At 48.0% G+C, this 14,051-nt stretch carries 11 protein-coding genes; all 11 read left to right on the forward strand.

All coding sequences use genetic code 11. The annotated features are described in order from the left end of the window. Window positions 1-948: 948 nt before the first annotated feature. The 11 genes from QZZ54_RS08530 to murG all read left to right on the forward strand — a co-directional run bounded on the left by QZZ54_RS08530 (window position 949) and on the right by murG (window position 14,027). Window positions 949-1,719, forward strand: a complete 771-nt coding sequence (locus tag QZZ54_RS08530) for a hypothetical protein (protein ID WP_290701595.1) — start codon at window positions 949-951, stop codon at window positions 1,717-1,719. 1,190 nt (window positions 1,720-2,909) lie between these two features. Beyond that, window positions 2,910-3,365, forward strand: coding sequence for a division/cell wall cluster transcriptional repressor MraZ (gene mraZ, locus QZZ54_RS08535; protein ID WP_290701597.1), 456 nt, complete (start codon window positions 2,910-2,912; stop codon window positions 3,363-3,365). Window positions 3,366-3,385: 20 nt separating this feature from the next. After that, window positions 3,386-4,324 (forward strand): 16S rRNA (cytosine(1402)-N(4))-methyltransferase RsmH, encoded by a 939-nt coding sequence (gene rsmH, locus QZZ54_RS08540; protein WP_290701600.1) that lies wholly within the window; start codon window positions 3,386-3,388, stop codon window positions 4,322-4,324. Beyond that, the gene (gene ftsL / locus QZZ54_RS08545) at window positions 4,321-4,671 is read left to right on the forward strand and encodes a cell division protein FtsL (protein ID WP_290701603.1); all 351 of its coding nucleotides are present in this window, start codon (window positions 4,321-4,323) and stop codon (window positions 4,669-4,671) included. The genes rsmH and ftsL overlap by 4 nt, the downstream gene beginning before the upstream one ends. Further along, on the forward strand, window positions 4,661-6,376 hold the full coding sequence (locus QZZ54_RS08550) for a penicillin-binding transpeptidase domain-containing protein (protein ID WP_290701605.1): 1,716 nt from the start codon (window positions 4,661-4,663) through the stop codon (window positions 6,374-6,376). The genes ftsL and QZZ54_RS08550 overlap by 11 nt, the downstream gene beginning before the upstream one ends. Continuing rightward, window positions 6,373-7,875, forward strand: a complete 1,503-nt coding sequence (locus QZZ54_RS08555) for a UDP-N-acetylmuramoyl-L-alanyl-D-glutamate--2,6-diaminopimelate ligase (protein WP_290701608.1) — start codon at window positions 6,373-6,375, stop codon at window positions 7,873-7,875. Before QZZ54_RS08550 ends, QZZ54_RS08555 begins: the two co-directional genes overlap by 4 nt. Beyond that, window positions 7,872-9,275 (forward strand): UDP-N-acetylmuramoyl-tripeptide--D-alanyl-D-alanine ligase, encoded by a 1,404-nt coding sequence (murF, locus tag QZZ54_RS08560; protein WP_290701611.1) that lies wholly within the window; start codon window positions 7,872-7,874, stop codon window positions 9,273-9,275. The genes QZZ54_RS08555 and murF overlap by 4 nt, the downstream gene beginning before the upstream one ends. Beyond that, entirely contained in the window at window positions 9,275-10,357 is a 1,083-nt protein-coding gene (mraY, locus tag QZZ54_RS08565) for a phospho-N-acetylmuramoyl-pentapeptide-transferase (protein ID WP_290701614.1), read from the forward strand. Before murF ends, mraY begins: the two co-directional genes overlap by 1 nt. A gap of 10 nt (window positions 10,358-10,367) precedes the next feature. Continuing rightward, window positions 10,368-11,720 (forward strand): UDP-N-acetylmuramoyl-L-alanine--D-glutamate ligase, encoded by a 1,353-nt coding sequence (gene murD / locus QZZ54_RS08570; RefSeq protein ID WP_290701617.1) that lies wholly within the window; start codon window positions 10,368-10,370, stop codon window positions 11,718-11,720. Further along, window positions 11,717-12,925 (forward strand): putative lipid II flippase FtsW, encoded by a 1,209-nt coding sequence (ftsW, locus tag QZZ54_RS08575; protein ID WP_290701620.1) that lies wholly within the window; start codon window positions 11,717-11,719, stop codon window positions 12,923-12,925. The genes murD and ftsW overlap by 4 nt, the downstream gene beginning before the upstream one ends. After that, window positions 12,918-14,027: an undecaprenyldiphospho-muramoylpentapeptide beta-N-acetylglucosaminyltransferase gene (gene murG, locus QZZ54_RS08580; protein WP_290701623.1), complete on the forward strand. Its 1,110-nt coding sequence runs from the start codon at window positions 12,918-12,920 to the stop codon at window positions 14,025-14,027. The genes ftsW and murG overlap by 8 nt, the downstream gene beginning before the upstream one ends. Window positions 14,028-14,051: the final 24 nt, after the last annotated feature.

Below are 14,051 nucleotides of genomic sequence, written 5' to 3' on the forward strand. Positions count from 1 at the left end.
ATCTACAGCTAATTATTAAAATATCTTCAGTGGATTACTGATTGAAGGTATTAAGACTTAGATGAATGATTGCCCACGACAACTCTTCAAAAAAACTCAGGGCTTATCGGCGAGCTCTACACCAAATTTTACAGTATCTTCAGTGGATTACAGATTGAAGGTATTAAGACTTAGATGAATGATTGCCCACGACAACTCTTCAAAAAAATCAGGGCTTATCAGCGAGCTCTACAACTAATTCTTAAAATATCTTCAATGGATGAAGTGTTGAAGGTATCAAGCTCTGGATGAATGATTGTCCACGGCGGCTCTTCAAAAAAACTCAGGGCTTATCAGCGAATCCTAAAACTAATTCTTAAAATGCCCTCAATGGATTGCTTATCGAAGGTATTAAGCCTTAGATGAATGATTGTCCACGACAGCTCTTCAAAAAGCTCAGGGCTTGTCGGCGAGTTCTACAGCTAATTCCATAGTTTTTTCAACAGGTTAAGGATGGCTTGTTGAGGGTCTTTTCGCTATGGTGAATAAACAGGTACAAAACTCTCATCCCTTCGTTGTCCTGCGTGGCAATACTTATTACTTCCGTTACGTTACTCCAACTCATATTAGAAAGTTGTGTCCTCCGTTGCCTACTGAGGGTAAGAGAAGCCTTCGCGCAGACTCGCTTGAATGGCTGGCAGGTTTTTGAATGCAACAGTGTTTTGTCTAGTCCGAGGCGCTACCAGTGCATAGTTTTGCTTAAAGCTTCGAGTGTCGGGAAATTTAACAGTGGTGGTGTTTCATGTAAGTGTATGTGTCGACATTGATTACACCAAAAGCTGAAGCTTTTTATATAACAAAGATGCGGATTCTATAACTATCTGTATTAGTTTGACTTTGTTTTTGTAGGAATGTTTTTTGCTTTATTATTTAAAGTAAGATACTAATTTCTTGTTGAGAAGGTGTTGCATGAGTTTAAAAAAAATAATATCAATCGCTTCGTTGACCCTTGTTACCCAAACTGCTTTCGCTGGTGCAGTTGATTTAACTGGTTGGGGAGAAGACGCCAATATCGCTAGTAGCGGAACTTGGACGGTTCAACCAGGAAATGATGCTGTAAAGCAAACTACCAATGGCAACCCTACTGTTTTTTACAAGGCTGGCAGCAACGATCAAGGCAATGCTTTATCCGGCTCTATCAAAGTAGAAACCACCTCAGATGATGATTTTATCGGTTTTGTGTTGGGTTATGATACTGGCGAGATTTCAGGTACAAATACAGATTTCTGGCTCATTGATTGGAAACAGGGTAATCAGTCCGCATTTAGTGCAAGCGCTTCAAAGGGTTTAGCTTTGTCACATGTAACTGGCGCTTTGTCCACGACAGAGGCTTGGGGGCACAGCGGTGATGTGACGGAAGTTGCACGAGGTGCTAATTTGGGCACTACTGGTTGGGCGGATAATACTTCGTACTTGTTTGACTTGGTGTTTACTTCCAGCCTTATCGAAGTTTATGTTAATGGTAACTTGGAAATCTCGGCAGCAGCATCTGCACTTGGCCTGTCCTCTTTCAATGATGGTGCATTTGGTTTTTATAACTTTTCCCAAAGTAATGTCTTATATGCGGGTATTACTGAAGAGCAGCTTAGTCCCGTTCCTGTGCCAGCCGCGGCTTGGTTGTTTGGTTCGGCTCTAGTCGGTTTTGCTGGCTTTAGAAAATTAAAAAAGAAAGCAGCATAGTGTTCTTGATAACCTGCTTAATAGACCCGTCCTTGTGACGGGTTTTTATTTAGTCAAATTTGGAAAATATGCCAATAAGTCCAATCTTTGTATAAGCTTAACTGCTTGTTTAGGGCTTGTGCTAAGTTGGGCTTCGGGTGTATTGGCTGGTTTGGTCTAGAGTCGACCCTTACCGACCGAAATAATACTTAAGGCTTCCTCAAGGGGTTCTAAGTCCACACCTTTAAAGTACAAGTCGCAACTAAGTGACGCTGCTTGCGTATGATCAAGTATCTAGATGTCGGTGCTCTCAATTATTATCTTTGGTGTACCATTTTTGAGTATGTGATGTGCTCGATGGCCCGAAGGTAAGCGGTTTGCGGCTATAGAATCTTTTCATTACTTGCTGGTGGAGTTTCCTTCTCATAGTTCTGTTTTTATATGCAAAGACTTATTAGATGGCTTACCTTCTTTTCTGTGAGTGATGAGAATATGCCGCTTGTCTTGGTACATAAACTGGTACAGAATGGCGCCAGATTTTAATAGAGGCATTATGCCGTTACCTTCTGGGTACTATGGAAGAGTTCTGGAGCAAGACCAAATAGGAATCCCCGAAGGTATGGCTCATATCGGATTCGGGTAGGTCGCTCGAGGCCTGTGGAGACGCAGAGCTTAGATGAATGATTGTTCACGAGGGCTCTTCAAAAAAACTCAGGGCTTATCGGTGAGCTCTACAACTAATTCTCTCGTTTTTTCAATTGGTTGCGGATGGGTTTTTAGGGGCTCTTCGCTACGGTACTTAAGCTGGTACAAAGCTTCTATCACTCTGTAGGGATTTGCGGCAACACTTCAAACTATTCAAAGCTAATCTGAGAGCTATGTCTCTTATTCAATTTGGAATTACCCATTTTCGTTACACGTCAAGGTTAGGTTGCGTTGGTGAAGGTGAATATATTTTTTCATCTAAGCTGTGACTGCTTGTTATAACGCTGACTCTGGTCTTTTTTTAACTCTCTGTTAATCATGCGCTTTTTTCCGACTTCCTAGTTAATTCCAATTTCTGTATTTGTCAGGCTAATAATCCTTCCCATTTTGGTGCTTTCCATAGCGCTTTCGGCCTTGCAAATGAGGGGGTTAATTTCTATAGTGTGTAGTAGTGGGTAAATGTGGGTAAATGTGGGTTAAATTGGTTTAGCGAGGAGGTTTTTTCAGTGTTTCGAGGGGTTAGCCCAATCAATCTTGATGCCAAAGGCCGTATGGCCGTACCGGCACGCTACCGTGACAAGATCACGGAGCTCTGCTGTGGAGAGTTGGTGGCGACGATTGATACTGAAGAACGCTGCCTACTGCTGTACCCGCTTGCTGAATGGGAAGAAATTCAGGAAAAGATTGAGGCGCTACCCAGTTTTAATCCTGCAGCCCGTCGTATACAGCGATTGCTGATTGGTCATGCGACCGACCTTAATATGGATGGTAACGGCAGACTTCTACTTCCTGCGCCGCTACGTGAATATGCCGAGTTAAGTAAAGAAATTGTCCTGCTGGGGCAAGGAAACAAGTTTGAAATCTGGAGCGAGGAGCGCTGGTTGGCGACCCGTGAAGAGTATTTGGCGGAAGCCTCTGGTGGCGCTGAGTTGCCAGAAGAATTACAGAATTTATCACTTTAAACCGACAGGGGTTAACGCACATGAGTGCAGAGTTACAACATATCACAGTTATGCTGAATGAGGCTGTGGATACCCTGGTCGGTGACCCTGAAGGGTTTTATATCGATGGCACCTTTGGTCGTGGTGGCCACTCAGCCTTGGTGTTGAGTCGGCTGGCAGAGAAGGGCCACCTGATGGGGATCGATAAAGACCCCGAGGCGATTGCCTGCGCAGCAGAGCGTTTTGCTGATGAGCCGCGTTTTAGTATTGAACGGGGTTCATTTGCACAGTTAGAAGAATTTGTACGTCGGCGTGAACTTGCCGGGCAGGTTGACGGTGTGTTGTTAGACCTGGGTGTTTCATCTCCCCAGTTAGATGACCCGAGTCGCGGCTTTAGTTTTATGTCTGATGGACCGCTGGATATGCGAATGAATCCTGATGTAGGTGACAGTGCAGCTGAATGGTTGGCCCGCGCCAGTGAGAAAGAGATCGCTGATGTGATGTATACCTACGGTGAAGAACGCCATTCCAGACGAATGGCCAAAGCTATCGTTAAGGAACGTGAGCTGGAGCCCATTGTAACAACGGGACGTCTGGCGAAGATTATTACTGAAGCGAATCCTGCTTGGGAGAAGGGTAAAAATCCGGCGACCCGTGCGTTTCAGGGTATTCGGATTTTTATAAACCGTGAATTAGAAGATCTTGAAGATTGCCTTGATCAGGCGCTGGATATGCTAAAGCCTGGTGGTCATTTGGTCGTTATCAGCTTTCACTCGCTGGAAGACCGCATCGTTAAACGGTTTATTCGCAAGCACGTAAAAGGCGATGATCATCTACCGCTAGGTATTCCGGTAACCAATGATATGTTGAAAATTCGTATGAAAGCCGTAGGCAAAGCGGTGAAAGCCGGGCGTGATGAGGTTTCTGAAAATCCACGCTCTCGAAGCGCCGTCATGCGGGCAGCGAAAAAAATACGATGAAACTGAGTGTGCCACTGCCAGGATGGCTGAAGGCAGAAGATGAACCGCAGATTGGCGAGCTGATAAAGCCCGTTGAACTGGTAAGGCCGGGTTTAGTGCTGATAAGCATCGTTGCTTGTGTTGTGCTTTCTGCTTTGATGGTTATCTGGTCGGCACATCAGTATCGATTGCTGTTCAATCAGCAACAAGAATTGGTACAGCAGTGGGATGAGCTTCAGGTTGAATGGGGGCAGCTGCTACTGGAACAAGGAGCGCTGGCCGCCAATAACCGGGTGGAGTCAGTAGCAATTAAGCGTTTAGGAATGCGTATTCCTGAACAGGTAGAGGTGATCAGAGATGAGCGATGAGCAGGGGTTACAAGCTCGTGCGGCCAGGGGGTGGCGCTTATGGCTGGTCTTTGGTTTGCTATTTCTGATAGCAGGGGCGGTTGCCACCAAGATGCTCTCACTGAATGTCCAGGAACATGCATTTCTGAAGCGACAGGGAGATGCTCGGATTCTACGTACCGCAGTGATACCCGCTCACCGGGGAATGATTAGTGACCGGAATGGTCAGCCTTTGTCTGTGAGTGCTCCAGTATCGACCGTATGGATGAACCCAAAAGAGTTTGATCGGCAGAATGGGTCGATCAATAAGCTGGCAGCGTTGCTGGGAACCGATAAAACAGCCTTGCTTAAGCGGGTTTCACGTTTTCAAAGTAAGCAATTTATTTATCTGAAGCGCCAGATGACACCGATACAAGCAGCCCAGGTTGAAGAGCTGGAAATGCCCGGAGTCTATGTTGATCGTGAGTACAAACGATTCTATCCAGCTGCAGAAGTAGCCACTCATCTGGTTGGCTTTACCAATGTAGATGGTAAGGGGCAGGAAGGGATTGAATTGGCCTTTCAGGACTGGTTGCAGGGTATTCCTGGGAAGAAGCTGGTGATGCGGGACCTGCTAGGACGAACTGTTAAGCATATTCGTGAACTAGAGCCGATGACTCAGGGACGTGATATTCAATTGAGTATCGATTTGCGTCTACAGTATCTGGCTTATCGAGAGTTAAAAGCGGCGGTGCAAGCGCACAAGGCAGACTCAGGCGCAGTGGTCGTGATCGATGCGCATACCGGTGAAGTGCTGGCGATGGTAAATCAGCCTTCTTATAACCCTAATGATCGTAGCAATCTTGGGGATGGTATGAAGGCGTTGAGAAACCGGGCAGTCACCGACACTTTTGAGCCAGGTTCAACCATGAAACCTATTACTGTGGCTACAGCGCTAATGAGTGGCCAATACACTCTGGATAGCGTTATTGATACATCGCCAGGCTATATGCGGGTACGTAGTAAAACTATTCGTGATCATCGTAATTACGGCAAGCTGAATATTGGCCGAATTATTACCAAATCCAGTAATGTCGGAGTGACTAAACTCGCTTTGAGTATGCACGAAGATGCCGTGCGAAACACGATGCAGAATTTAGGGTTAGGACAGGCGCCGGGCACCGGATTTCCTGGAGAGCAGACCGGTGTACTACCTTATTATTCAAAGAAACGTACCGTTGAGCGGGCGACCATGTCTTATGGATATGGGATCTCTGTCACTCCGCTTCAGTTAGCGCAGGCTTATATGCCGTTTGCTACTGGAGGGCTCATGCGGCCTGTCTCTTTGTTGAAATTGGATCGCCCTGAGAAGGCTACGCGGGTGATGCCGAAAGAGATTGCTGAGAGTGTTCTGCGAATGATGGAAACGGTGACAGGGTCGGGTGGTACGGGACGCCAGGCGGCAATCGATGGTTACCGTGTTGCAGGTAAGACCGGGACCTCACATAAAGCCAGCAATGGCGGTTATGCTGATGATCGCTATGTTGCCGTTTTTGCAGGTGTTGCTCCAGTAGAGAATCCGGAGGTCATCGCTGTAGTGATGGTGGATAACCCGAAAGGGCAGGAATATTACGGTGGTGAGGTAGCTGCGCCGGTTTTTTCCCGGGTTGTCGGTGGTGCGTTGCGAATGCTGAATGTGGCACCGGATAACTGGCAGCCAGCTTCATCACAGATGGTGATGAAGTGAGTACTGACTGTTTTTCTCTGGCTGAGTTGCTGCCACAGTTAGCTCAGAGTGACCTGGCTGAAATTAAGGTCTCCGGGATCTGTCAGGACAGTCGTTTAGTAAAACCGGGGGATCTGTTTTTCGCCCGTGATGGTGTAAGCCATAAAGGAATCGATTTTGTTTGCTCCGCTGCAGCAGAAGGGGCAGTTGCTGCGATCGTTGATGACGTAGCGCTGGCTGCAGCGGACTCTATTAACGTGACCATTCCGCTGATTGGTGTGCCAGATGTGGCTGCACTGATCGGCGGGGTCGCTTCACGTTTCTATGGTAAACCTTCCCTTAATATGCGCGTTGTAGGTGTAACCGGTACTAACGGTAAGACTTCATGTGCTCATTACATTGCGCAGGTATTGGAGTTCTGCGGCGAAACCTGTGGGTTGATTGGCACTGTGGGTAACGGTTTGCTGGGTCAATTAAATGACGCAACCCATACCACTCCGGATGCGATTCAGCTGCACAAAATGTTGGCGGATTTAAAGCATCAGGGCGCTACGGTAGTGGTAATGGAAGTGTCCAGTCATGCGTTAGATCAGCAGCGTGTGAGTGGGGTTCACTTTGATGCAGCGGGTTTTACAAATCTGTCCCGGGATCATCTGGATTACCACGGCGATATGGAAACTTACGGTGCAGCTAAAGCCCGTCTGTTTTGTGATATGGAGATAGATCATCAGGTGATTAATGCTGATGATGAGTATGGTGCCCGAATACTGGCTTTGAAGGATGGTCAGGAGCGTATCAGTTTTGGTGAATCGGAAGGGGTTAAAGTTTGGGCAGATGAAGTAACGCTTTCAGCAACAGGAATTAAAGCTCAAATTGCTATGCCGCAGGGAACCTTTGTATTAGAAGCGGGTCTTATCGGCCGATTCAATTTGAGTAATCTGTTACTGACGATTGCGATCACTGAGCGGCTGGGCTGCTCTATGGATCAAATTGATGCGGCGTTGCGTCAAATAACAGCGGTTCCCGGGCGTATGCAACGGGTCTCTCCAGATCAGCCTTTGGTTGTTGTTGATTATGCCCATACACCCGATGCATTGGAAAAAGCTCTGGAAGCTCTTCGGACCCATTGTCAGGGTCAACTCTGGTGCGTTTTTGGCTGTGGCGGTGATAGGGATACTGGAAAACGCATCCAGATGGCTGCCGTCGCGGAGAAGTTTGCCGATCGGGTTATGGTTACCAGCGATAACCCGCGTACCGAAGACCCTCAGCAGATTATTGCGATGATCATGAGTGGCTTTCGTAATGCGGATCGGGTTCTGAGTGATGCCGATCGCGCTATGGCGATTAAAACAGTCATTGCTGAATTAACACCGCAAGATATTTTACTGATTGCTGGAAAAGGGCATGAGAATTATCAGGATATACAAGGGGTGAAAATGCCGTTTGATGATCTGGAGGTTGCCCTTAATGCCTTGGATTTATCTGCTGAGAATTCTGGAGAAAAAGGAACCGCACAATGAATGGCCCGTTTAATCTAAGTGAGCTTGCGCCTGCGCTATCCGCTCGTTTGATTGGTGGAAGCTGTGAAGTATTGGGCGTTAGTACTGATACTCGAAATATACAGGCAGGTGATCTGTTTATCGCGCTACGGGGCGATAATTTTGATGCCCATAATTTTGTCTCCCAGGCAGTAGTGGATGGTGCTGTTGCGGTAGTGGTCGAACGTGAAGTTGATGTCGATGTTCCACAGTTAGTTGTGAGTAATACCCGAATGGCGTTGGGGAATATTGCCGCTTATAACCGCAATCGGTTTGAGGGTGCACTGTTTGCTGTGACCGGTAGCAGTGGCAAGACGACCGTGAAAGAGATGCTGGCGTCGATCAATCAACTGCGTGGCCAGACATTAGCGACCCAAGGGAATCTAAATAATGACATCGGTGTACCACTGACGCTACTAAGGCTGTCAACAGGTGATCAATTCGCTGTGATTGAGATGGGGGCAAGTGGAGCTCATGAGATCGCTTATAGCACCCACCTGGCAAAGCCGGATGTGGCTATTTTGAATAATGCCATGGGAGCGCATCTGGAAGGGTTTGGCTCTCTTAAAGGTGTTGTTCAGGCAAAGGCTGAAATTTTCGAGGGGCTTTCTGCAGATGGTATCGCTGTGGTTAATCAGGACGACCCTCATGTGCAAGTGTGGCTGGGAATGCTGCAACAGCAGCCGGTAATGACCTTTTCGTTGGTTAATCAGCAGGCTTCTGTCTATGCCACTGATATTAAATTGCAGGATAACGGTTGCTACGCGTTCTCTATGAATTATGAGGGCTACCAGTATCCGGTAAGCCTTGGTCTGATGGGGCGGCACAATATTGCTAATGCACTGGCGGCAATGACGGCAGTGCTGGCGGATGGTTGTGATCCTCAGATTGCTGCAGAGGGCGTTGGACAGTGTCAGGGTGCAGCAGGACGAATGCGGCCGTTTCAATTAGATGAATTAACCCTGTTGATCGATGACAGTTACAACGCTAACCCTGATGCTGTTAAAGCAGCAGTTGATGCCCTTGTTGAATTGCAGGGAGAGTCGGTACTGGTACTGGGTGATATGGGTGAGCTGGGCGAGGGTGCTGAATTGAAGCATCGCGATGTTGGAGAGTATGCGGCCGCTAAGAATGTCGATGCCCTGTTTTGTTGTGGTGTCATGAGCCAAGAGGCGGTGGAGGGCTTTGCCGCTGCTGGTGGCAAGCAATCCCAGAATTTTAAAGATAAACCGACACTGCTGAGTGCGCTTAGACAGTTACCAAAAAATAGAAGAAATCTGCTGGTGAAAGGATCTCGCAGTGCAGGAATGGACCAAATAGTGACCGAACTTATAAAAATGAACGTAACTGTTACAGAATCGACTGATGGGGGTAGCCACTGATGTTATTACTTCTGGCGGAATGGCTGACTGAATATAACAGTTTTTTTGCGGTCTTCAGTTACCTCACACTACGTGGCATTTTTGGTGTACTGACTGCGCTGGCGATCTCCCTGTTTTTGGGGCCTGCTCTGATTCGTAAGTTGAAAAGCAAACAGATTAAACAGACGGTACGAAATGACGGCCCGGAATCGCACTTCAGTAAAGCGGGCACGCCAACCATGGGTGGCGCACTGATTATTTTGGCGATTATGATCAGCAGCTTGCTCTGGTCGGATCTGACAAACCGTTACATCTGGATTGTTCTGGGAGTTACCTTTATTTTCGGAGCAGTGGGCTGGGTTGATGATTACCGGATGGTGATTGAGAAGAGCACTCGTGGTCTTCCTGCACGTTGGAAGTATTTCTGGCAATCAGTGGGAGGGCTGGGGGCTGCGATAGTGCTCTATGTCACAGCTCAATCACCCGCTGAGACCCAATTGATTATCCCTATTTTTAAAGATGTAGCCATAGAGATGGGCTTGTTCTTTATTGTCTTTACCTACTTTGTGATTGTGGGTACATCGAATGCAGTCAATCTGACTGATGGCCTGGACGGTTTGGCTATTTTGCCAACGGTATTGGTAGCGGGAGCGCTGGGCGTCTTTGCCTATTTAGGGGGTAACGTTAATTTTGCTGAATACCTGCACATTCCCTATATAGCGGGTTCTGGTGAGTTGATCGTTATCTGTGGTTCGATTGTTGGAGCGGGCCTTGGCTTTCTCTGGTTCAACGCTTATCCCGCTCAAGTCTTTATGGGTGATGTAGGTGCGCTGGCGCTGGGTGCTGCGCTGGGTGTCATTGCGGTGATTGTTCGTCAGGAGCTGGTGCTGATGATTATGGGTGGTGTGTTTGTTATCGAAACCGTGTCAGTGATTCTTCAGGTGGCATCATTCAAACTGACGGGGCGACGCATCTTCAGAATGGCGCCGTTGCATCACCACTTTGAGCTGAAAGGCTGGCCGGAACCACGCGTTATCGTTCGGTTCTGGATTATTACTGTCGTGCTGGTCCTGATTGGACTGGCGACACTTAAGATACGTTAACGGAGCATATGTGAGCCTGATAGCGACGGATCAACTGCGCATCATTATCGGTCTGGGTCAGACTGGGCTTTCCTGTGCCCGCTACCTGGCTGGCCGAGGCTTGTCGTTTGTGCTTGTTGATACCCGTGATGTGCCTCCGAATCTGGAACAGATCCGGTCTGAGTTTCCTGATGTTGATCTGCATTGTGGTGCATTAGAAGAAGCTCTGCTGTGTCGGGCCAGCGAAATTCTACTGAGCCCCGGTGTGGCGAAAGACCAGCCGGCAATACAGGCGGCTGTTGCTGCCGGTGTTAAGCTTAGTGGCGATATTGATCTGTTTTGTCAGACGGTATCTGCGCCCATCGTTGCTATCTCAGGCTCTAATGCCAAAAGTACCGTCACTACACTGGTTGGTCAGATGGCACTGGATGCAGGTATCGATACCGGTATTGGTGGAAACCTGGGGACTCCGGTACTGGATATGCTGAGTGCCGGTGAGCAGCAGCTTTATGTCCTTGAGTTGTCCAGCTTTCAGCTGGAGACGGTAAATGACCTTAGAGCAACCGTCGCAACCGTGTTGAATGTTAGTCCTGATCATCTTGACCGATATAACAACAGTCTTCAGCTTTACTATCAGGCGAAACATCGAATCTTTAAAGGTGCAGGTCGGGTTGTTATCAACCGGGATGACCCTCTTACATCGCCACTGGTTAGCACCGGCGTGAAAGTGAGTAGCTTTGGTAAGGGGCGGCCTGATCTGAATCAATTTGGGCTGTTAGAAAAACAGGGTGAAACCTATCTCGCTAAAGGTAATCAGCCACTATTGTCAGTCAATGAACTTAAGGTTCGTGGGCAGCATAACCTTGTAAATGCTCTTGCGGCACTGGCGCTGGGGGAGGCGGTGAATCTACCGCTGAGCTCGATGCTGGAAACCTTGAAAGGTTTTACCGGTTTGAAACACCGTTGTCAGTGGGTTGCTGATAAACATGAGATTACCTTCTTTAATGACAGCAAAGGCACCAATGTTGGTGCTACGGTTGCCGCAATCGATGGTCTTGCCTCGACCCAGACCCCAGGTAGTCGGATTGTGCTTATTGCGGGTGGTGTGGGTAAAGGTGCCGACTTTAGTGATCTGAATAAGCCGATGCAAAAGAGCGGGCGAGCACTGGTCTTAATAGGTGAGGATGCGGTTCAGATAGATCAAGCGGTGACTTGTCTGGATGGGCAGTATGCTGCATCGATGCAGGATGCGGTTAAGCAAGCGATGAATTTAGCGCAGCCAGGGGATATCGTTTTACTGTCACCTGCTTGTGCCAGCTTTGATATGTTTAGTGGTTTTCCGGCCCGGGGTGATGCCTTCATCGATTCGGTGGAGACGATATGAGTATCGCAGCTACCGCTCCCGTTACCCTAAATCAAAAGGTCTTGCCGTTTGATCCATGGTTACTGACGGCGGCAATCTGTCTGATCCTGATTGGTTTTGTGATGATTAGCTCTGCATCTATTGAAGTTGCAGCGGTACGCAATAGTAATCCATTTTTTTACATGATTCGTCACGGGGTTTTTATACTCATAGGTCTGGCAGCGGCGATTGTGGCTCTGAATATACCTATTAGTTTTTGGCAGCGTAGTGGGCCTTGGTTACTGCTGATAGGTTTTTTGTTGTTAATACTGGTGTTGATTGTTGGTCGGGAGATTAACGGTTCGGTGCGCTGGATCTCGTTGGGCCCTATAAACTTACAAGCGTCAGAGGTGGCAAAGTTTGCCATGGTAATCTATCTGGCGGGCTATCTTGTTCGGCGTCTGACAGAAGTAAGAAGTAGTTGGAAAGGAATAGCTAAACCGGCGTTACCGCTGGCGTTTTTTCTATTTTTGCTGATCCTTGAACCAGATTTTGGAGCTGCTGTAGTGCTGCTTGGCAGTATTATGGGAATGATTTTTTTAGGCGGAATGAAGTTCAGCCAGTTCGCTATGATTGTGGTTGGTTGTGCGGTAGTTATACCGTCGCTTGCCGTACTTCAGCCTTATCGGGTGGTGCGATTAAAGACTTTTTTAGATCCCTGGGCTGATCCATTTGGATCAGGATATCAGTTGGCACAAGCACAGATCGCTTTTGGTCGGGGAGAGTGGTTTGGTACGGGCTTGGGGAACAGTGTGCAGAAACTGTTTTATCTTCCCGAAGCGCACACAGATTTCGTGTTTTCAGTGCTGGCTGAAGAGATGGGGTTGGTATTTGCACTGCTGGTGATTGGTTTGTTTGGCCTGTTGGCGATACGTATGTTTAATATCGGCCGCAGAGCAGAGAAGCTCCAACAATTCTTTATGGCTTATATCTCTTATGGTTTTGCCATCATGTTGGCGGGGCAGGCGTTGATAAACATAGGCGTGAATGTAGGCGCTTTGCCGACTAAAGGGCTGACACTACCTTTGGTGAGTTATGGCGGCAGTAGTTTGGTGGTCAGCTGTGTAATGCTGGCGATAGTGATGCGTGTGGATTACGAGTTAAAGCGGATGCAACGTGACGCGGTTAATGCGCCAGTGAAATTAAAAAAACAACGAAAGACTCGCGGAGGAGGTTCAGATGACTAGCTCTTCTGCAGCACCTGTATCCACCGTGCTTATTATGGCTGGTGGTACCGGCGGGCATGTGTTTCCGGCGTTGGCCACTGCAGATTATTTGCGTCAGCAGGGCGTCGGTGTGGAGTGGTTAGGCACCGCAGCAGGTATTGAAGCGGATGTCGTGCCAGCGGCAGATATTAAACTGCACTGTATTGATGTCAAAGGGCTGCGTGGTAAGGGTAAGTTAAGCCTGCTGCTGGCACCCTTTAAGCTAGTGCACGCGTTATATCAGGCGTATCAGGTATTAAGACGTGTAAAACCCGATGCAGTGTTAGGCATGGGCGGTTTTGCTTCCGGGCCGGGTGGGCTGGCCGCATGGCTAACCGGTGTGCCTGTTGTGGTTCATGAGCAGAATGCTTATGCCGGTATGACTAACAAGATCTTATCGCGTATGGCTCGACGAGTACTTGAGGCTTTTGGTGGAGCGTTCAGAGGCAAGACTGAAACCACCGTGGTAGGTAACCCTGTTCGGGGGAATATCCTTGATCTGCCCGCTCCGGAGCAACGTTTTACTGATCGTCAGGGTGCTCTTCGACTATTGGTAGTCGGGGGTAGTCTTGGGGCAAAAGCGATCAATGAGTTGTTGCCTGTTGTGTTAGCAGGGCTGCCCGAGGGTATCCAGTTGGAAGTGCTGCACCAGGTAGGTAAACGAAACTTGGCTGAAACCCAGACCTGCTATCGGAATGCAGGGCTTGAGGGGAAAGACAATATTCGTGTTGTACCTTTTATAGAAAGAATGGATGAAGCTTATGGTTGGGCTGACCTGGTACTGTGCCGGTCAGGTGCTTTAACGGTAAGTGAATTAAGTATAGCGGGGGTCGCTTCTGTATTAGTACCTTTCCCGTTTGCTGTAGATGACCATCAGACAGGTAATGCGCGCTATTTGGCTGAGGCCGGGGCGGCCATTCTGATTCAACAAAAAGAGTTGGATAGGAACCGTCTGACAAATATTTTGACAGAGCAGTTGAATAACCGGCAGGTGCTTCTAAACATGGCGGTGAAAGCCCGTCAGTTAGGACAGCCAGAAGCAAGCCGACGCGTTGCTGAGATCTGTTTGGAGGTAATGAAATAGTGACTGAAAATACAACTGCGATTT

Origin of the sequence: Amphritea sp. (genome assembly GCF_016744155.1) — a bacterium.
In the GTDB taxonomy this organism is placed as follows: Bacteria; Pseudomonadota; Gammaproteobacteria; order Pseudomonadales; family Balneatricaceae; genus Amphritea.